Annotated in this window: 17 protein-coding genes and 4 tRNA genes; 20 read left to right on the forward strand and 1 reads right to left on the reverse strand. The window is 34.8% G+C overall.

What is annotated here, in order from left to right; all coding sequences use genetic code 11:
* The first annotated feature begins 75 nt into the window (after positions 1–75).
* Together OD917_RS16690 and OD917_RS16695 are read left to right on the forward strand one after the other, a co-directional pair.
* Positions 76–1,347, forward strand: a complete 1,272-nt coding sequence (locus OD917_RS16690) for a DUF2851 family protein (RefSeq protein WP_263524524.1) — start codon at positions 76–78, stop codon at positions 1,345–1,347.
* Between the two features lie 77 nt (positions 1,348–1,424).
* Positions 1,425–1,652, forward strand: a complete 228-nt coding sequence (locus tag OD917_RS16695; RefSeq protein ID WP_008466940.1) for a PspC family transcriptional regulator — start codon at positions 1,425–1,427, stop codon at positions 1,650–1,652.
* 51 nt (positions 1,653–1,703) lie between these two features.
* Here OD917_RS16695 and OD917_RS16700 read toward each other — a convergent pair whose 3' ends face one another.
* On the reverse strand, positions 1,704–3,176 hold the full coding sequence (locus OD917_RS16700; protein WP_263524525.1) for an APC family permease: 1,473 nt from the start codon (positions 3,174–3,176) through the stop codon (positions 1,704–1,706).
* 261 nt (positions 3,177–3,437) lie between these two features.
* Here OD917_RS16700 and OD917_RS16705 point away from each other — a divergent pair, with 261 nt between their 5' ends.
* The 18 genes from OD917_RS16705 (at position 3,438) to rpoC (ending at position 20,615) form a co-directional block, all read left to right on the forward strand.
* Positions 3,438–4,325, forward strand: coding sequence for a helix-hairpin-helix domain-containing protein (locus tag OD917_RS16705; RefSeq protein WP_263524526.1), 888 nt, complete (start codon positions 3,438–3,440; stop codon positions 4,323–4,325).
* 13 nt (positions 4,326–4,338) lie between these two features.
* On the forward strand, positions 4,339–5,478 hold the full coding sequence (locus OD917_RS16710) for an acyl-CoA dehydrogenase family protein (protein WP_263524527.1): 1,140 nt from the start codon (positions 4,339–4,341) through the stop codon (positions 5,476–5,478).
* A gap of 144 nt (positions 5,479–5,622) precedes the next feature.
* Positions 5,623–5,817 carry a 30S ribosomal protein S21 gene (rpsU, locus tag OD917_RS16715; protein WP_026730435.1) on the forward strand — a complete coding sequence of 65 codons (195 nt, stop codon included), beginning with the start codon at positions 5,623–5,625 and terminating at the stop codon, positions 5,815–5,817.
* 90 nt (positions 5,818–5,907) lie between these two features.
* Positions 5,908–6,801, forward strand: a complete 894-nt coding sequence (locus OD917_RS16720; protein WP_263524528.1) for a tyrosine-type recombinase/integrase — start codon at positions 5,908–5,910, stop codon at positions 6,799–6,801.
* Positions 6,802–6,834: 33 nt separating this feature from the next.
* Entirely contained in the window at positions 6,835–7,137 is a 303-nt protein-coding gene (gene hpf, locus OD917_RS16725; RefSeq protein ID WP_008466930.1) for a ribosome hibernation-promoting factor, HPF/YfiA family, read from the forward strand.
* A gap of 90 nt (positions 7,138–7,227) precedes the next feature.
* A tRNA-Thr gene (locus tag OD917_RS16730) sits at positions 7,228–7,301 on the forward strand.
* A 59-nt stretch (positions 7,302–7,360) separates the two neighbouring features.
* Positions 7,361–7,441, forward strand: a tRNA-Tyr gene (locus OD917_RS16735).
* Between the two features lie 85 nt (positions 7,442–7,526).
* Positions 7,527–7,598, forward strand: a tRNA-Thr gene (locus tag OD917_RS16740).
* A gap of 55 nt (positions 7,599–7,653) precedes the next feature.
* Positions 7,654–8,841, forward strand: a complete 1,188-nt coding sequence (gene tuf, locus OD917_RS16745; protein WP_057123935.1) for an elongation factor Tu — start codon at positions 7,654–7,656, stop codon at positions 8,839–8,841.
* A 55-nt stretch (positions 8,842–8,896) separates the two neighbouring features.
* Positions 8,897–8,967 (forward strand) — tRNA-Trp (locus tag OD917_RS16750).
* 18 nt (positions 8,968–8,985) lie between these two features.
* Complete coding sequence (gene secE / locus OD917_RS16755; RefSeq protein ID WP_008466927.1) at positions 8,986–9,183, forward strand: preprotein translocase subunit SecE; 198 nt, start codon at positions 8,986–8,988, stop codon at positions 9,181–9,183.
* A gap of 10 nt (positions 9,184–9,193) precedes the next feature.
* On the forward strand, positions 9,194–9,745 hold the full coding sequence (gene nusG / locus OD917_RS16760; RefSeq protein WP_008466925.1) for a transcription termination/antitermination protein NusG: 552 nt from the start codon (positions 9,194–9,196) through the stop codon (positions 9,743–9,745).
* A 67-nt stretch (positions 9,746–9,812) separates the two neighbouring features.
* Positions 9,813–10,250, forward strand: a complete 438-nt coding sequence (gene rplK, locus OD917_RS16765) for a 50S ribosomal protein L11 (protein ID WP_008466923.1) — start codon at positions 9,813–9,815, stop codon at positions 10,248–10,250.
* Between the two features lie 13 nt (positions 10,251–10,263).
* Entirely contained in the window at positions 10,264–10,953 is a 690-nt protein-coding gene (gene rplA, locus OD917_RS16770; protein WP_025572415.1) for a 50S ribosomal protein L1, read from the forward strand.
* A 22-nt stretch (positions 10,954–10,975) separates the two neighbouring features.
* Entirely contained in the window at positions 10,976–11,479 is a 504-nt protein-coding gene (rplJ, locus tag OD917_RS16775; RefSeq protein WP_091492767.1) for a 50S ribosomal protein L10, read from the forward strand.
* A 92-nt stretch (positions 11,480–11,571) separates the two neighbouring features.
* Positions 11,572–11,943, forward strand: a complete 372-nt coding sequence (rplL, locus tag OD917_RS16780; protein ID WP_008466917.1) for a 50S ribosomal protein L7/L12 — start codon at positions 11,572–11,574, stop codon at positions 11,941–11,943.
* A 266-nt stretch (positions 11,944–12,209) separates the two neighbouring features.
* Positions 12,210–16,022, forward strand: coding sequence for a DNA-directed RNA polymerase subunit beta (gene rpoB / locus OD917_RS16785; protein WP_263524533.1), 3,813 nt, complete (start codon positions 12,210–12,212; stop codon positions 16,020–16,022).
* Between the two features lie 282 nt (positions 16,023–16,304).
* On the forward strand, positions 16,305–20,615 hold the full coding sequence (gene rpoC / locus OD917_RS16790; RefSeq protein WP_263524534.1) for a DNA-directed RNA polymerase subunit beta': 4,311 nt from the start codon (positions 16,305–16,307) through the stop codon (positions 20,613–20,615).
* Positions 20,616–20,625 lie beyond the last annotated feature (10 nt).

Consider the following 20,625-nt stretch of genomic DNA (forward strand, 5'->3'; position numbering starts at 1 on the left):
AATAATTTTATTTTGTAAGAATAATATTAAAATTTAATTACTTTTAGATTTTTGTAATTACACTATAAAATCTAAATGAAAGAAGACTTCCTTCATTATCTCTGGAAATTCAAGAAGTTTGACGCCTTGAATTTGAAATCTGTTCAAAATGAACAAATTACCATTATCAAAACTGGTGATTATTTAGAACTTTCTGGCCCTGATTTTTTTAATGCGCATATCGAAATTGGAAATCAAAAATGGGCTGGTAATGTAGAAATTCATTTAAAATCTTCAGATTGGTATTTGCACAATCATGAAAAAGATCCCACCTATAAAAATGTTATTCTGCATGTAGTTTGGGAAAATGATACCGCTATTTTTAGAGAAAACAATACTGAAATTCCTGTTTTGGTTCTTAAAGATTATGTTTCAAAAGAAACAATCGAAAATTACAATGCTTTAGTTTCTCCGAAAACTTGGATTTCTTGCGAAAGGCAATTAAAAGAAATCGATGCATTTGTTTTTAAAAATTGGCAGGAAAGATTGTTTTTTGAACGCTTAGAGCGAAAATCTAAGTTTATTTATCAATTATTAGAAGAAACCAATCAAGATTGGGAAGCTGTCTTATTTTGCCTTCTAGCGAAGAATTTTGGATTAAATACCAACGGAAATTCTTTCTTGCAAATCTCAAAAGCAATCCCGTTTTCAGTTATTAGAAAAGAGAGTTTCGAAGTCGAAAATCTAGAGGCATTGCTTTTCGGAACTTCTGGTTTATTAGAAATAGAAAAAGAAGATGTTTATTATAAAGATTTGAGATTCCGTTATTTTTATTTGCTGCATAAATATCAAATAGAAAAAACATATGTAGATCCTGTTCAGTTTTTTAAACTTCGTCCAGATAATTTCCCTACAATAAGACTTTCTCAATTGGCGAGTTTGTATCATAGACATCAAAATCTTTTCTCAAAAATAATTGGTTTAAAATCGGTTGATGAAGTATATCGATTGCTGAATATTTCTGCAAGTCTGTATTGGCAGAACCATTATCAGTTTGATAAAGAAAGTCCAAAGAAATCTAAAATGCTTTCTAAGTCCTTCATTGATTTAGTAATTATAAATACAATTATTCCGCTTCAATTTGCTTATTCAAATATAATGGGTGAATCGACTGCGGAAGATTTAATTGATTTTATGAATGAAGTAGTTTCAGAAAAAAATGCCATCATTGATAAATTTAATTTGTTTGGAATCAAACCGCAATCAGCATTTGAAAGTCAGGCATTACTTGAGCTTAAAAATGAATATTGTGAGCGTAAAGCATGTTTAAAATGTGCCATCGGATTAGAACTGCTTAAAAATAATTAGGCAATTAGAAAATATCGTAATGAGATAATTGTATTTTTGCAATCTATAGTCTAAAATCTTAAATCTAAAATATAAAGATGTCAGCAATTTTAAAACTTAAATTCTTCTTTGAAAAATATGGTTTCCATGTTTCTTCAAGATTAGCAGATAAATTAGGAATGCGTGTAACGAGTGTGAGATTGTTTTTTATTTATATCTCTTTTGTTACGGCGGGTTTAGGGTTCGGAGTTTATTTAACACTTGCTTTCTGGATTAGATTAAAAGATTTAATTCGCTCAAAAAGAACATCAGTATTTGATTTATAAAAAAAGCTCCAAATTTTACTTTGGAGCTTTTTTTATGACTAGAATTGAAAATTATTCAACATCTGCATCCGTATTATTAAGTCTAGATCTTTTCTTGCTATATCCAAAGTATACAATTATACCAAGAATAAGCCATCCAAAAGATAGTAACTGTGCATCTTTACTTAAATTAAAAATTAAATAAGAGTTGATTGCAATTCCTAATACCGCAATAACTGGTAAAGCAGGAACTTTAAATGTTCTAGTTAATCCTGGTTGTTTTACTCTTAAAATCCAAACAGCGATACAAACCATAGTAAAGGCAAATAAAGTACCAAAACTTGTCATATCAGCTAATTTGTTGATTGGAGTAAAAGCAGCAACAGTTGCGATTATAACACCAAGAATCATTAAATTCGTTTTAGGAGTTCCAGAAATAGGGTTTACTTTAGAGAAAACTTGTGGAATTAAACCATCTTTAGACATTCCTAGGAAAATTCTAGATTGTCCCATAATCATTACCATTAATACAGAAACTAAACCAATAGTAGCAGCAACTGTAATAATAAATCCTGCCCAACCTTGTCCAGCAATATCAAAAGCATAAGCAACAGGAGCTTTAATAGCCTCAGGATATTTTCCTAGTGGGTTAAAGTCTTGGTAATTCATCATTCCTGTTAATACTAAAGAAACAAGAATATATAAAGTAGTACAGATTAATAAAGAAGCAATGATCGCAAAAGGGACATCTTTTTTAGGATTAATAGCTTCTCCTGCTTGTGTAGAAACGGCATCAAAGCCAACATAAGCAAAGAAAATAGCTGCAGCTCCAGAGATAATACCTCCAATTCCGTAAGCATTGTGAGTAGTTTCTTTTTCAATAATCTGAGTTGCTTCAGGAATAAATGGGCTCCAGTTTGCTGTGTTAATGAAGAAAAGACCAGCAATAATTACGAAAATAACTGCAGATACTTTAAGAATTACAATGGCGTTATTTGCTTTAGCAGCGCTTTTTGTTCCTTTAATAAGCAATGAAATAACTAAAAGAACGATCAAGAAAGCAGGAAGATTCATAGAGAAACCCTCTCCAGTATAACTTGCAGGATCTGTTGTAAGCCAATCAGGAAGTTTTATATGAAATAATTTGAGCAATTTGTTAAAGTACCCAGACCAGGAAACTGCTACAGTCATTGATCCCATTGCATATTCGAGAATTAGCCCCCATCCAATAATCCAGGCAAAAACTTCTCCAATCGTACCATAAGCATATGCGTAAGCAGATCCTTCAACAGGTAAGATAGAAGCAAATTCAGAATAGCAGAGAGCCGCAAAAACGCAAGCAATACCTGCGATGATGAACGAAATTGCTAATGCTGGACCAGCATGATAATAAGCCCCAGTACCTGTAAGTACAAAAATTCCTCCACCGATAATGGCACCAACACCAATGGCAGTAAGACTCCATTTTCCTAGGACTCTCTTTAAATCACTTTTTTTCATATCGGCCTCAAAGGCTGATATAGGTTTAACTCTCCAAATTGACATACTATTTTATTGGTTTATTTGTTATTAAGTGCCAAATGTATTGTTTTTTGTAAAAAATAAAAACAAATATCATGTTTTAAGTTATAAAATCTTTATTTTTTTTACAGGACTCTCAAGAAACTTTCTTTAAGTATTGACATTCATTAAATTAATAAGAGTTTTATAAGAGATATGATAATTTTTTAAAAACAATTTTTCTTACTAATATTCTTAATAAATTTGAAAGTTTTTTCTTATTTTGTTTTTAAAAGTATTTTTATCATGAACTTTAAACCTTTAAAAAAGTATTTCAACTTTACCAAACAACAGCGAACAGGTGTTTTTATACTCTTCATTATTATAGTATTACTACAATTGTTTTATTTTTTATCTGATTTTAACATCAAAGAAAGCAAAAGCTCTGAAAAAGAGGAATGGCTAGCTCTTCAATCAGAGATTGATAAGGAGAAATTGACGAGTAAAAATGCAAAACCTACAATTTATCTTTTTAACCCAAATTTTATTTCTGATTATAAAGGATACAAACTCGGAATGTCTGTTGAAGAGATTGACCGCTTAATGGCATTTCGTAAAGAAAACAAATATGTAAACTCAGCAGAAGAGTTTCAAAAGGTTACGGGGATTTCAGATTCATTGCTAAATAAAATTTCTCCTCTCTTCAAATTTCCAGATTGGGCACAACATCCAAATAATTTCAAAAAAGAGAAAAGAGAATTTGTTGAGAGAACTTTTCCAAAAAAAGAAAAGCTTGAAATATTGGATATTAATCAAGCGTCTCAAGAAGATCTCATGAAAATTTACGGTATTGGTGAAGGTCTGTCGTCTCGAATACTTAAACAAAAAGAAATTTTAGGTTCGTTTGTTTCAATGGAGCAAATGAAAGAGATTTGGGGGCTTTCGCCTGAAGTTATAAATGAATTAAATAGTCATTTTAAAGTTGTGATTCCTTCTTCTTTGAAGAAAATAAATGTAAACGAAGCATCATTAAAGGAGTTAGCACAGTTTTCGTACTTCAGATATGGACTCGCCAAACAGATTGTAACTTACAGAAGTATGAATGGAAATTTTAATAATATTGAGGATTTAGCAAAAATTAAAGATTTTCCTGTTGAAAAAGCAAAAATAATTAGTTTATATTTGGAGTTCTAAAAGAAACTAACTCATGAACTTTGATTACAACGAAACACAGCTAATGATTGCACAGTCAATAAAAGATTTTGCAGAAAAAAATATTAGACCTTATATAATGGAATGGGATGAAGCACAAATTTTTCCAGTTCCGTTATTTAAGCAGCTTGGCGAGATGGGCTTCATGGGGGTTTTAGTTCCAGAAGAATATGGAGGTTCAGGTTTAGGGTATCACGAATATATTACCGTAATAGAAGAAATTTCAAAAGTAGATCCTTCAATTGGATTATCTGTCGCAGCGCACAATTCTTTATGCACCAATCATATTTTGACTTTCGGAAATGAAGAGCAAAAGAAAAAGTGGCTTCCAAAATTAGCTACAGCTGAATTTATAGGCGCTTGGGGACTGACAGAACACAATACCGGTTCAGATGCAGGTGGCATGAATACTACAGCGGTTAAAGATGGAGATCATTGGATTGTAAATGGTGCAAAGAACTTTATTACGCATGGTATTTCTGGTGATGTTGCTGTTGTAGTAGTGCGAACAGGAGAAAAAGGTGATTCTAAAGGAATGACGGCTTTTGTTTTTGAAAAAGGTATGAAAGGTTTTTCGTCTGGAAAAAAAGAGAACAAATTAGGAATGAGAGCTAGCGAAACAGCCGAATTGGTTTTTGATAATTGTCGTGTTCCAGATGAAAATAGATTAGGAGAAGTAGGTGAAGGTTTTGTTCAGGCTATGAAAATTTTGGACGGAGGAAGAATTTCTATCGGGGCTTTGTCTTTAGGAATTGCTAAAGGTGCTTATGAGGCGGCTTTGAAATATTCAAAAGAAAGATATCAGTTTGGGCAGCCAATTAGTAATTTTCAAGGAATTTCTTTTAAGCTAGCAGATATGGCAACCGAAATCGAAGCCTCAGAATTATTGCTCCATAAAGCTGCTTTCCTAAAACAAAAACATAAAGCAGTAACAACATCTGGCGCTATGGCTAAAATGTATGCTTCTGAGGCATGTGTTAAAATTGCTAATGATGCAGTTCAAATTCATGGGGGTTATGGTTATACCAAAGATTTTCCAGTAGAAAAATTCTACAGAGACTCTAAATTATGCACAATAGGAGAAGGAACAACAGAAATTCAAAAGCTTGTTATTTCCAGAAATTTGCTGAAATAGTAGAATGTAAAGGCTGAATTAAGTCTCAATAATTGGTTTTATTTCTATTTTCAACCCTAAAGAGAAAATAATTCAGAATTTATAACTCATAATTCATAATTAATATATACATTTGCAGCCTTAACGAGAGGAGGTGTCTATATTATGTTAATTATACCAATTAAAGACGGAGAAAATATCGATAGAGCATTAAAGCGCTATAAAAGAAAATTTGATAAAACAGGAACTGTTCGTCAATTAAGAGCACGTACTGCTTTTATTAAGCCTTCTGTTATCAAAAGAGCTCAAATTCAAAAAGCTGCTTACATCCAAGGCTTGAAAGATAGTTTAGAGAGTTAGTATTAGCTTTTTAAAAATAATTACCGTTAGTGGTCAAAATGTTTTAATTTTGATGCTAACGGTTTTTTTATGCTTAATTTTTAGATTTTTATGAAAACGTACAAAGAAGCTTTTGGAGATTATCTTTTGCTAGAAAAAAAATATTCTCCTCATACGGCAGAGGCATATTTGAATGATGTAGTTTCTTTTGAGTCTTTTGTGAAAGAAACGTTTGATCAAGATGGTATTGATTTAGTTAATTATAGTCAAGTTCGAAGCTGGATTGTTTTTTTGGTGGATCAGAATATTTCCAATGTTTCTGTTAATAGAAAGATGGCGTCTTTGAAGGCTTTTTATAAATTTCTTTTAAAATCAAAACAGATAGAAATTAATCCGATGTTGAAGCATAAATCTTTGAAAACCCCGAAAACGGTTCAGGTTCCTTTTTCGGAAAAGGAATTAAAAGATTTGCTTTCGGAAATAGATAATCCTGTTGGTTTTGAAGAAGTGCGAGATAAGCTTATTATTGAAATGTTTTATGTTACTGGAATGCGTCGTGCAGAATTGATTCATTTAATGGTTAAGAATGTTGATTGTTCTGCTAATACAATTAAGGTTTTAGGGAAAAGAAATAAAGAGCGTATTATTCCTGTTTTGCCAATTATTGCAAGTCAAATAGGTTTGTATATGAGAGAAAGGGAAGGCTTAGAAGATTTGGTTGATAGGGACTATTTTTTTGTTTCAAAAAAAGGATTAAAATTAAGTGAATCTTTTGTTTATCGTTTAATAAATTCATACTTTAGTAGGGTCTCAGAAAAGGTAAAAAAAAGTCCGCATGTGCTACGTCACACTTTTGCAACTCACCTTTTAAATAATGGGGCAGATTTGAATTCAGTTAAAGAATTATTAGGACATTCTAGTTTGGCTTCTACACAAGTTTATACTCATAATAGTTTGGCGGAACTTAAAAAAGTATATATAGGTGCGCATCCAAGAAATAAATAATGGTTCTTAAATGTTAACTCTAAAATTTTTATTATGAAGGTAGATGTTCATGCAGTTAATTTTACTGTCGACAGAAAATTGGTCGATTTTATCCAAGAAAGAATGGGTAAACTGGAAAAATACTACGATCGTGTGGTTTCGTCAGATGTTTTTTTAAAAGTTGAAAGAACAAGTGATAAGGAGAATAAGGTGGTGGAGATAAAGATTAATGTTCCTGGTGATGATTTTTTGGTAAAAAAACAGTGTAAGACATTTGAAGAAGCGGTTGAGCTTTCGGCAGAATCATTAGAACGTTTACTTGTAAAAAGGAAGGAAAAAATTAGAGCACACATTTAATTGAAATTTTTTTTGAAAAATGTTTTGATTAAAAGATAAAATAGCTACATTTGCAGTCCGTTAGAAATAGCGGACTTTTTTAATGCATTCGCCGATGTAGCTCAGCTGGCTAGAGCAGCTGATTTGTAATCAGCAGGTCGTGGGTTCGAGTCCCTCTATCGGCTCGATAAATTTCAAATGCGATTTGAAATTGGTTCTTTAAAATAATGGAATTTTAAAATTAGGGGAGATACTCAAGCGGCCAACGAGGGCAGACTGTAAATCTGCTGTGTGAACTTCGCAGGTTCGAATCCTGCTCTCCCCACAAATAAAAGTTTAGTTTTTAGATTGTAGGTTAAAGATTGTTAAATCTGAAATATAAAATCTAAATTCTAAAATCAGAACTCTCTGCCGGTGTAGCTCAGGGGTAGAGTGCTTCCTTGGTAAGGAAGAGGTCTCGGGTTCAAATCCCGACATTGGCTCAAGTAAGTAGGAAATTGAAAATTAATATATAACTAAGATTAAAAATTAAGTAAAATGGCAAAGGAGAATTTTAATCGTTCCAAACCGCACTTAAACATAGGTACAATTGGACACGTAGATCACGGAAAAACTACATTAACTGCTGCAATTACAAAAGTATTGTCAGATGCTGGTTACTGTCAAGCAAAATCGTTTGATCAAATCGATAACGCTCCAGAGGAGAAAGAAAGAGGTATTACTATCAATACATCTCACGTAGAGTACGAAACAGCTAACCGTCACTACGCTCACGTTGACTGTCCAGGTCACGCGGATTACGTAAAGAACATGGTTACTGGAGCTGCTCAAATGGACGGAGCTATCTTAGTAGTTGCTGCTACAGATGGTCCAATGCCACAAACTCGTGAGCATATCCTTTTAGGACGTCAGGTTGGTATTCCAAGAATCGTTGTTTTCATGAACAAAGTGGATATGGTTGATGATGCTGAGTTATTAGAGCTTGTTGAAATGGAAATTAGAGATTTATTATCTTTCTACGAATATGATGGAGATAATGGTCCTGTAGTTCAAGGTTCTGCTTTAGGAGGATTGAATAATGATCCTGCTTGGGTTCCTAAAATTATTGAATTAATGGAAGCTGTTGATGCTTGGATCGAAGAGCCAGTGCGTGACGTAGCTAAACCATTCTTGATGCCAGTTGAGGACGTATTTACAATTACAGGTCGTGGAACTGTTGCTACAGGTCGTATCGAAACTGGAGTTGCTAACACTGGAGATCCTGTTGAAATCATTGGTATGGGAGCTGAAAAATTAACTTCTACTATTACAGGAGTTGAGATGTTCCGTAAAATCCTTGATAGAGGTGAAGCTGGAGATAACGTAGGTTTATTGTTAAGAGGTATTGATAAAGCTGATATCAAAAGAGGTATGGTTATTATTAAGCCAGGTTCAGTAAAACCACATGCTAAATTCAAAGCTGAGGTTTATATCTTGAAAAAAGAAGAAGGTGGACGTCACACTCCATTCCACAATAACTACCGTCCACAGTTCTACGTACGTACAACTGACGTAACAGGAGTTATTTCTTTACCAGCAGGTGTAGAGATGGTAATGCCAGGTGATAACTTAACTATTGAAGTTGCTTTATTAAGCCCAATCGCTATGAACGTAGGTTTGCGTTTCGCTATCCGTGAGGGTGGTAGAACAGTTGGTGCTGGTCAGGTTACTGAAATCGTAGAGTAATTCTATTAAAATAAATAAAAAGCCAGTGATTATTTTTTAATCACTGGCTTTAATTACGGGCGTAGTTCAAGGGTAGAATAGCGGTCTCCAAAACCGTTGATGGGGGTTCGAATCCCTCCGCCCGTGCAATAAAAAATATATCAAATGACAAAAGTTACTAATTATTTATCAGAGGCTTTCGAAGAGTTAAAGTCAAATGTTACTTGGCCAGCTTGGGCTGAAGTTCAAAAATTGACAATTGTTGTGGCTGTATTTTCGATTTTATTCGCTTTGGCAACTTGGGGAGTAGACGAATTTTTTGCAAAAGCTTTGGCTGGATTTTTTAACTGGTTAAAAGGATAATTTTTTTGTGATGGCAGATAATAATGTGAAAAAATGGTACGTAGTTAGAGCAGTTAGTGGTCAAGAGAATAAAGTGAAAGCTTATATTGAGACTGAGATTGCGAGACTAGGTATGGAGGATTATGTTTCTCAGGTTTTGGTTCCTACTGAAAAAGTGGTTACTGTAAAAGATGGGAAGAAATCATCTAAGGATAAAGTGTATTTTCCTGGATATGTTATGATCGAAGCTAACTTAGTTGGTGAGATTCCTCATATTATTAAGTCAATTACTAGTGTTATTGGATTTTTAGGAGAAACTAAAGGCGGAGAACCTGTTCCTTTAAGACTTTCTGAAGTAAACCGTATGTTAGGTAAAGTGGATGAACTAGCTGTAAATACAGATACTCGTTCTATTCCATTTAGTGTTGGGGAAACGGTAAAGGTTATTGATGGGCCTTTCAACGGATTTAATGGATCTGTTGAGAAAATCAATGAAGAGAAGCGTAAGCTTGAGGTAATGGTTAAGATTTTCGGAAGAAAAACTCCATTAGAATTGAGTTTTATGCAAGTTGAAAAAGTATAATTTTTTGTTACACTATAATAAACCATTGTAATCGCTTCCATTGATTACAGTGTTAAATTTTTTAAAAATGGCTAAAGAAATTAGTAAGGTAGTTAAACTACAAGTTAAGGGAGGTGCTGCGAACCCGTCGCCACCGGTTGGACCTGCTTTAGGAGCTGCTGGGGTTAACATCATGGAGTTCTGTAAGCAATTTAATGCTAGAACTCAGGATAAACCTGGCAAAATTTGTCCAGTGCAAATCACTGTGTACAAAGACAAATCATTTGATTTTGTTGTTAAGACTCCTCCAGCAGCAGTTCAGTTAATGGAAGCTGCAAAGCTAAAATCTGGTTCTGGTGAGCCTAATCGTAAAAAAGTAGCTAGCGTTACTTGGGAACAAATTAGAACTATTGCTGAAGACAAAATGCCAGACTTAAATGCTTTCACAATTGAGAAAGCTATGAGTATGGTTGCTGGAACAGCTAGATCTATGGGTATAACTGTATCAGGAGATGCTCCTTTTTAATTAAGAAAAAGAAATGGCAAAATTAACAAAAAAGCAAAAAGAGGCTGCTTCAAAAATTGAAAAGAACAAATTATACTCTTTAAAAGATGCTGCTGCATTAATTAAAGTTGTTGCTTCTGCAAAATTTGATGAGTCTGTTGATATCGCAGTTCGTTTGGGTGTTGATCCAAGAAAAGCGAATCAAATGGTTAGAGGTGTAGTTACTTTACCTCACGGAACAGGAAAAGACGTTAAAGTATTAGCATTGGTTACTCCAGACAAAGAAGCGGAAGCTAGAGAAGCAGGAGCAGATCACGTTGGTCTTGACGATTACTTACAAAAAATTAAAGACGGTTGGACAGATGTTGATGTGATCATTACTATGCCTGCTGTTATGGGTAAATTAGGTCCGTTAGGTCGTATTTTAGGACCTAGAGGTTTAATGCCAAACCCTAAAACAGGTACTGTAACTATGGATGTTGCTAAAGCTGTTCAAGAAGTTAAAGCTGGTAAAATCGACTTTAAAGTTGACAAAACAGGAATCGTACACGCAGGAATCGGTAAAGTTTCTTTTGGAGCTGAGCAGATTGTTGACAACGCACACGAAATTATTCAAACATTAATAAAACTTAAACCAACTGCTGCTAAAGGTACATACATCAAAGGTATTCACCTTACAAGCACAATGAGTCCTGCTATCGCATTAGACCCTAAGGCAGTATAATTGGTAGTTAAAAATTTTTAGTATGACTAGAGAAGAAAAATCAATCGCGATTGAAAATTTAACTGCGCAGTTAGCTGGTACAAATATCATTTACATTTCTGATATTTCTGGTTTAAACGCAGAGACAACTTCAAACTTGCGTAGAGCTTGTTTTAAAGCAGGTATCAAATTAGAGGTTGTAAAGAACACTTTGCTTGCAAAAGCAATGGAAGCTTCTGATAATGATTATGGTGATTTACCTACAGTTTTATCAGGTAACAGTGCTATCTTTATTTCAGATGTTGCTAACGCACCTGGAAAAATTATCAAAGATTTCCGTAAGAAATCTGACAAACCAGTTTTAAAAGGAGCTTACATCAATTCTGAAGTATATATTGGGGATAACCAATTAGATGCATTAGCTACAATTAAATCTAAAGAAGAGCTTATTGGAGAAATCATTGGATTATTACAATCTCCAGCTCAAAGAATTATTTCTGCTTTACAAAACAAATTCGCTGGAAGCGAAGAAGAAGGAGCAGAGTAATTATCGTAAGGGAGTTTGCTTCCTTACTGCTTAATTAGCGCACAATAATTAAATTATATTTTTTACACAAATCATTTTAAACGATAGAAAAAATGGCAGATTTGAAACAATTCGCAGAACAATTAGTTAACTTAACAGTTAAAGAAGTTAACGAATTAGCAACAATATTAAAAGATGAGTACGGAATCGAGCCTGCTGCTGCTGCTGTAGTAGTTGCTGCTGGTGGAGGAGACGGTGCTGCTGAAGAAGCACAAACTGAATTTACAGTTGTATTGAAAGATGCAGGAGCTTCTAAATTAGCTGTTGTAAAATTAGTTAAAGAATTAACTGGTTTAGGTCTTAAAGAAGCTAAAGATGTAGTTGACGGTGCACCAAGCAACGTTAAAGAAGGTGTTTCTAAAGAAGAGGCTGAAGGTCTTAAAAAATCTTTAGAAGAGGCTGGAGCTACTGTTGAGCTTAAATAATTAAACTCAGTTTAAGAACTAGGTTTAGGTCTTGAGTTAACACTCAAAGGCCTAAACCATTTTTCGTATAATAAAATATATCAATTTTATTATCCCATAGTTTAAAATACGAAAAAGTTTTTGATCAATACGAAGAAAGAAAATTAGACTTAATTTATAGAACTAATTTTTAAAGATGTATTGATTATAATAAGAAAGTATAGATTAAACAGTGTGTATTTACACAAAAATAAATTACTTTTTTTTAATCAAAATTTTGTCCATTGATGATAACAAATCAGACTGAAAGATTGAATTTTGCCTCTACAAAAAATATTCCTGACTATCCAGACTTCTTGGATGTTCAGGTTAAATCTTTTAAAGATTTCTTTCAATTAGAAACGAAATCTGACGAAAGAGGCAACGAAGGGTTATACAATACCTTCATGGAAAACTTCCCAATTACAGATACAAGAAACAACTTTGTATTGGAATTCCTAGATTATTTTGTTGATCCGCCACGTTATACAATTCAAGAATGTATAGAGAGAGGTCTTACTTATAGTGTGCCTTTAAAAGCTAGGTTAAAACTATACTGTACAGATCCAGAACACGAAGATTTTGAAACAATTGTACAAGATGTATATCTTGGAACAATTCCTTACATGACTCCTAGTGGTACTTTTGTTATTAATGGTGCCGAGCGTGTTGTAGTATCTCAATTACACCGTTCTCCAGGGGTTTTCTTTGGACAGTCATTCCACGCAAATGGAACTAAACTTTATTCTGCGAGAGTAATTCCTTTTAAAGGATCTTGGATAGAATTCTCTACTGATATCAACAGCGTAATGTACGCGTATATCGATAGAAAGAAAAAATTACCTGTAACAACTTTATTCCGTGCTATCGGTTTCGAAAGAGATAAGGATATCCTTGAAATTTTCGACTTAGCTGAAGAAATTAAAGTTTCTAAAACTGGTATTAAGAAATATATTGGAAGAAGACTTGCTGCGCGTGTATTGAATACATGGCATGAGGATTTCGTAGATGAGGATACTGGAGAGGTAGTTTCTATCGAACGTAACGAAATTATCCTTGATCGTGATACTATTATCGACAAGGATAATGTTGAAGAAATCATTGATTCTAATGTAAAATCTATTTTGTTACACAAAGAGGATAATAACCAAGCAGATTATGCTATTATCCACAACACGTTACAAAAAGATCCAACTAACTCTGAAAAAGAAGCTGTAGAGCACATCTACCGTCAGTTGCGTAACGCTGAACCGCCTGATGAGGAAACTGCTCGTGGTATTATAGATAAATTGTTCTTCTCTGATCAACGTTATAACTTAGGTGAAGTTGGTCGTTACAGAATGAATAAGAAATTAGATTTAGATATCCCTATGGATAAGCAAGTGCTTACTAAAGAGGATATCATTACAATCGTTAAATATTTGATCGAATTGATCAACTCTAAAGCAGAGATTGATGATATCGATCACTTATCAAACCGTCGTGTTAGAACAGTTGGTGAACAATTGTCTCAACAATTCGGTGTTGGTTTAGCACGTATGGCTAGAACTATTCGTGAGAGAATGAACGTTAGAGATAACGAGGTGTTTACACCAATTGATTTGATTAATGCTAAAACATTATCATCAGTTATCAACTCTTTCTTTGGTACTAACCAGTTATCTCAATTTATGGATCAAACGAATCCATTAGCTGAGATTACACACAAAAGAAGACTTTCTGCACTTGGACCAGGTGGACTTTCGAGAGAGAGAGCTGGTTTCGAGGTTCGTGACGTTCACTATACTCACTATGGTCGTTTATGTCCGATTGAAACTCCTGAGGGACCAAACATTGGTTTGATTTCATCTCTTGGTGTTTATGCAAAAGTAAACGGAATGGGATTCATCGAAACTCCATACCGTAAAGTAACAAATGGTGTTGTTGATTTAGAAAGCGCACCAGTTTACTTAAGTGCTGAAGAAGAAGAAGGTAAAATGATTGCTCAGGCAAACATTGAAATGGATGAAACTGGTAAAATTACAGCTAGCAATGTTATTGCTCGTGAAGAAGGTGACTTCCCAGTTGTTGAACCATCTGTAGTTCATTATACAGACGTTGCTCCTAACCAGATCGCTTCGATTTCTGCGTCATTGATTCCTTTCTTGGAGCATGATGATGCGAACCGTGCGTTGATGGGATCTAACATGATGCGTCAGGCAGTTCCTTTGATCCGTCCTGAAGCTCCGATTGTTGGTACAGGTTTAGAGCGTCAGGTAGCTTCAGATTCAAGAGTATTAATCAATGCTGAAGGGCATGGTACTGTTGAATACGTAGATGCTAACATCATTACTATTAAATACGATCGTACAGAAGACGAGAGAATGGTTAGTTTTGATGCTGATGAGAAAACGTACAACTTAATTAAATTTAGAAAAACTAATCAAGGTACAAGTATCAACTTGAAACCTATCGTAAGAAGAGGTGATAGAGTTGTTCCTGGACAAGTATTGTCTGAAGGATATGCTACTCAAAATGGTGAATTAGCTTTAGGTAGAAACTTAAAAGTTGCGTTCATGCCATGGAAAGGGTACAACTTCGAGGATGCAATTGTGATTTCTGAAAAAGTAGTTCGTGATGATATTTTTACTTCTATCCACGTTGATGATTATTCATTAGAGGTTAGAGATACTAAGTTAGGAAACGAAGAGTTAACAAACGATATTCCTAACGTTTCTGAAGAAGCTACTAAAGATTTAGATGAAAACGGTATGATTAGAATTGGAGCAGAGGTTAAACCTGGCGACATTTTGATCGGAAAAATTACACCAAAAGGAGAATCAGACCCAACTCCAGAGGAGAAATTACTTCGTGCAATCTTCGGGGATAAAGCTGGTGATGTAAAAGATGCTTCATTAAAAGCTTCTCCATCTTTACATGGTGTAGTTCTTGACAAAAAATTATTTGCAAGAGCCGTAAAAGATAAACGTAAACGTACTCAGGATAAAGATGCTTTAGGCGCTTTAGAAATGGAGTTCGAAACTAAATTTGTTGAATTAAAAGACAGATTGGTTGAGAAATTATTCTTGATCGTTAACGGAAAAACATCTCAAGGTGTAATGAATGATTTGGGTGAAGAAGTTTTACCAAAAGGTAAAAAATATACTCAAAAAATGCTTTACGCAGTAGAAGATTTTGCTCACTTAAGCAAAGGTCAATGGGTTGCTGATGATGCTACTAATAAAATGGTTAATGATTTAATTCATAACTATAAAATTAAGCTGAACGACTTACAAGGAGCTTTAAGAAGAGAGAAATTCACTATTACAGTTGGAGATGAATTACCATCTGGAATCTTGAAATTGGCTAAAATTTATATCGCTAAAAAACGTAAGTTAAAAGTAGGTGATAAAATGGCGGGTCGTCACGGTAACAAAGGTATTGTTGCAAGAATCGTTCGTCACGAAGATATGCCATTCTTAGAGGACGGAACACCAGTAGATATCGTATTGAATCCACTTGGGGTACCTTCACGTATGAACATTGGTCAGATTTATGAGACTGTTCTTGGATGGGCTGGTATGAACTTGGGTAGAAAATTTGCTACTCCAATCTTCGACGGTGCGTCTCTTGACGAAATCAATGCTTTGACTGATGAAGCTAACGTACCACGTTTTGGACATACATATCTTTATGATGGTGGAACTGGAGAGCGTTTTGCACAAAAAGCAACTGTGGGTGTAATTTACATGCTTAAATTAGGACACATGGTTGATGATAAGATGCACGCACGTTCTATCGGACCATACTCATTGATTACGCAACAACCACTTGGAGGTAAGGCTCAATTTGGAGGTCAGCGTTTTGGAGAGATGGAGGTTTGGGCACTTGAGGCTTATGGAGCTTCTAGTACACTACGTGAAATCTTAACTGTTAAGTCTGATGACGTTATTGGTAGAGCTAAAACTTACGAGGCTATCGTTAAGGGTGAAACTATGCCAGAACCAGGTTTACCAGAATCATTCAATGTATTAATGCACGAATTGAAAGGTCTAGGTTTAGATCTTCGTTTGGAAGAATAAATAAAAGTTTTCAGTTACAGTCTCAGTATTCAGTTTAGCACTGAAAACTGGGACTGAGACTGTTTACTAAATGTTACAAGTTTTTAAAGATTTATACCCGTAACCCGTTCCGATTTTTTATAACAATGCGAGGCATTTTATAACTAGCACTTCAAAATTCAGTTTTGAGGTTTAGAGAAGTAACCCGAGGTAGTAGCTGAATGATTAACTCTTAAATTTTTAAGAGTAGATTATAAATCTAAATTCAATTTTTTAATTGCAAATAAATCAATAGTAAAAACTATGATGAATAACAGAAACAATAATAAAGATAAGAATCCAGTAAAAAGATTTAACAAAATTTCTATTGGATTGGCTTCACCTGAATCTATCTTGAAAGAATCAAGAGGAGAGGTTTTAAAGCCAGAAACAATTAACTATAGAACTCACAAACCAGAGCGTGACGGACTTTTCTGCGAAAGAATCTTCGGACCAGTAAAAGATTTCGAATGTGCTTGTGGTAAGTATAAAAGAATTCGTTACAAAGGTATCATCTGTGACCGTTGTGGTGTTGAAGTTACTGAGAAAAAAGTGCGTCGTGATAGAGTAGGACACATCAACCTTGTTGTGCCAATTGCTCACATCTGGTACTTCCGTTCTCTTCCAAACAAAATTGGTTATATCCTTGGTCTTCCATCTAAGAAATTAGATATGATCATTTACTACGAAAGATATGTAGTAATCCAAGCTGGTATTGCTAAAAATGCAGATGGAGAATCTTTACAAAGATTAGATTTCTTAACTGAAGAAGAATACTTAAACATTTTAGATACTCTTCCGCAAGAAAACCAATATTTAGATGATTTAGATCCAAATAAATTTGTTGCCAAAATGGGAGCAGAGTGTATCATGGATTTATTAGCTCGTATTGACTTAGATGCTTTATCTTATGAATTAAGACACAGCGCTAACAACGAGACTTCTAAACAAAGAAAAACTGAGGCTTTAAAAAGATTACAAGTTGTTGAATCTTTCCGTGAGTCTAATGAAAACCGCGAAAACCGTCCAGAATGGATGATCATGAAAGTGGTTCCAGTTATCCCACCAGAATTACGTCCGCTTGTACCACTTGATGGAGGTCGTTTTGCAACTTCAGATTTGAACGATTTATATCGTCGTGTAATCATCCGTAACAACCGTTTGAAAAGATTAATGGAGATTAAAGCTCCCGAGGTTATCTTAAGAAACGAGAAACGTATGTTACAAGAATCTGTAGATTCATTATTCGATAACACTCGTAAAGCTTCTGCTGTTAAAACAGAATCTAACAGACCATTAAAATCATTATCTGACTCATTAAAAGGTAAGCAAGGACGTTTCCGTCAAAACTTACTTGGTAAACGTGTGGATTATTCTGCTCGTTCGGTAATCGTCGTTGGTCCTGAGTTAAAATTATATGAGTGCGGATTGCCAAAAGATATGGCTTCTGAATTATACAAACCTTTCGTTATCCGTAAGTTGATCGAAAGAGGTATTGTAAAAACAGTAAAATCTGCTAAGAAAATAATCGACAAAAAAGAGCCTGTAGTTTGGGATATCCTTGAAAACGTAATTAAAGGACACCCAGTATTACTTAACCGTGCTCCTACTTTGCACAGACTTGGTATTCAGGCTTTCCAACCAAAATTAATTGAAGGAAAAGCGATCCAGTTACACCCATTAGTATGTACGGCATTCAACGCCGATTTCGATGGTGACCAGATGGCGGTTCACTTACCATTAGGACCAGAAGCTATTTTAGAGGCTCAATTATTAATGTTGGCTTCTCACAATATCTTGAACCCTGCAAATGGTGCTCCAATTACTGTACCTTCTCAGGACATGGTCTTGGGTCTATACTATATGACCAAAGAGCGTATTTCTACAGAAGATCATAAAATTATTGGTCAGGATTTGACTTTCTATTCTGCTGAAGAAGTAAACATTGCATTAAACGAAGGAAGATTAGAATTGAATGCTCGTGTGAAAATTAGAGCAAAAGATTTTAATGATGCTGGAGAATTAGTGTACAAAATCATCCAGACAACTGCTGGGCGTGTATTATTTAACGAAGTAGTACCTGAAGCAGCTGGATATATCAACGACGTATTGACTAAGAAAAACCTTAGAGATATTATCGGACACATTTTAAGTGTGACTGATGTACCTACAACGGCAGCTTTCTTGGATAATATGAAAGATATGGGGTATAAATTCGCATTTAGAGGAGGTTTATCATTCTCTTTAGGTGATATTAGAATTCCAGAACAAAAAACGAAGTTAATTGCAGATGCTAGAGAGCAAGTTGAAGGTATCTCAACTAACTATAACATGGGTCTTATCACAAATAACGAGCGTTACAACCAAGTTATTGACGTATGGACTTCAGCAAATGCTCAGTTAACAGAGTTAGCAATGAAAAATATTAGAGAAGACCAACAAGGTTTCAACTCTGTATATATGATGCTTGACTCTGGAGCGAGGGGTTCTAAGGAGCAGATTCGTCAGTTAACTGGTATGCGTGGTTTGATGGCTAAGCCTAAAAAATCTACTGCTGGTGGTGGTGAGATTATTGAAAACCCGATTCTTTCTAACTTTAAGGAAGGTCTTTCGATCCTTGAGTACTTCATTTCTACTCACGGTGCTCGTAAAGGTCTTGCGGATACGGCTCTTAAAACGGCCGATGCTGGTTACTTGACAAGAAGGCTTCATGACGTTTCTCAAGATGTTATTGTTAACATCGAAGATTGTGGAACTTTAAGAGGTGTTGAAGTTGCTGCATTGAAGAAAAATGAGGAAATCGTTGAATCTTTAGGAGAAAGAATTTTAGGACGTGTTGCATTACAAGACGTTATTAATCCTCTTACTAACGAAGTAATGGTTAAATCAGGAGAGCAAATTACAGAATCAATTATGAGAACTATCGAAGCTTCTCCAATTGAAAAAGTAGAGGTTAGATCTCCATTAACTTGTGAAGCTTTAAAAGGTATTTGTGCGAAATGTTACGGTAGAAACTTAGCTACTGGAAAAATGACACAAAGAGGTGAAGCTGTCGGAGTTATTGCAGCTCAGTCTATTGGAGAGCCAGGTACACAGTTGACACTTCGTACGTTCCACGTTGGAGGGGTTGCTGGAGGTATCTCTGAAGAGTCTAGTATTGTTACAAGATTCGCAGGTAGACTTGAAATTGAAGATTTAAAAACAGTTAAAGGAGAAGACGGAGAAGGTAACTCTGTTGATATCGTAGTTTCACGTTCAACTGAGTTGAAATTAGTTGACGAGAAAACTGGAATTGTTTTAAATACGCATAACATTCCTTATGGATCTAGTATTTTTGTTAATGACGGAGATACTGTTGCTAAAGGAACTGTAATCTGTAAATGGGATCCATATAACGGTGTAATTGTTTCTGAGTTTACTGGTAAGATTGCTTACGAAGATTTAGAGCAAGGACAATCGTTCATGGTTGAGATCGATGAGCAGACTGGTTTCCAAGAAAAAGTAATTTCTGAGGCTAGAAACAAAAAATTAATTCCAACTTTATTAGTTTATGGTAAAGAAGGTGAATTGATTCGTTCTTACAACTTACCAGTTGGTGCACACTTAATGGTTGAAAACGGTGAGAAAATTAAAGCAGGTAAAGTATTAGTAAAAATCCCACGTCGTTCTTCTAAAGCGGGCGATATCACGGGAGGTTTACCAAGAATTACTGAGCTTCTTGAGGCTCGTAACCCTTCAAACCCAGCAGTTGTATCTGAAATTGATGGTGTTGTATCTTTCGGAAAAATTAAAAGAGGTAACCGTGAGATCGTTATCGAGTCTAAATTTGGTGAGATTAAAAAGTATTTAGTTAAACTTTCTAGCCAAATCTTAGTACAAGAAAATGACTTCGTAAGAGCGGGAGTTCCATTGTCTGATGGTGCAATTACACCAGATGATATCTTAAGAATTCAAGGACCAGCGGCTGTTCAACAGTACTTGGTAAATGAAATTCAAGAGGTTTATCGTTTACAAGGGGTAAAAATCAATGACAAGCACTTTGAGGTAGTTATTCGTCAAATGATGCGTAAAGTAAGAGTTGAAGATCCAGGAGATACTTTATTCTTAGAAGATCAATTGATCCATACTAAAGACTTTATCATTCAAAATGACAAATTGTATGGTATGAAAGTGGTTGAAGATGCTGGAGATTCTTCGGTATTAAAACCAGGTCAAATCATTACTCCTCGTGAGTTACGTGACGAAAATTCATTATTGAAACGTACAGATAAAAATCTTGTTGTAGCAAGAGACGTAATTACTGCAACTGCAACGCCAGTTTTACAAGGTATTACAAGAGCTTCGTTACAAACTAAATCATTCATTTCTGCAGCTTCGTTCCAGGAGACAACGAAAGTACTTAACGAGGCTGCTGTAGCTGGTAAAGTAGATGATTTAGAAGGATTGAAAGAAAATGTAATTGTTGGACACAGAATTCCTGCAGGAACTGGTATGAGAGAGTACGATAACACTATTGTAGGATCTAAAGACGATTACAACGAAATGATGGCTAATAAAGAAGAATACATTTATTAATTAGGAAACT

This window comes from Flavobacterium sp. SH_e (assembly GCF_025717045.1).
Lineage (GTDB): Bacteria > Bacteroidota > Bacteroidia > Flavobacteriales > Flavobacteriaceae > Flavobacterium.